The organism is Heyndrickxia shackletonii, assembly GCF_001420715.1.
Lineage (GTDB): Bacteria > Bacillota > Bacilli > Bacillales > Bacillaceae_C > Margalitia > Margalitia shackletonii.
This window is the reverse complement of record NZ_LJJC01000015.1, coordinates 703862-704211: the sequence shown is the minus strand read 5'-3', so window position 1 is coordinate 704211 and position 350 is coordinate 703862.

Here is a 350-nt window from a genome sequence, read left to right as displayed (position 1 = left end):
CCCGAAGTCGGTGAGGTAACCTTTTGGAGCCAGCCGCCGAAGGTGGGACAGATGATTGGGGTGAAGTCGTAACAAGGTAGCCGTATCGGAAGGTGCGGCTGGATCACCTCCTTTCTAAGGATAATGGAAAACCACTTACGTGGTTATAAGAAGACGTTTATAAGTTCTGTTCAGTTTTGAAAGGTCAATCCTTTCAAATATATTGTTATTATTAGAAATTATTAAGAAACTTTTTCTAATTCTAACGAAGTATTTTGCTCCTGCGGCAAAGCGTATTCGAGGATGATTAGGTTCACCTCGGAGCAAGTCAGCATGTAGCAAATTCTCTGACGTTTAATCATGATGTGATT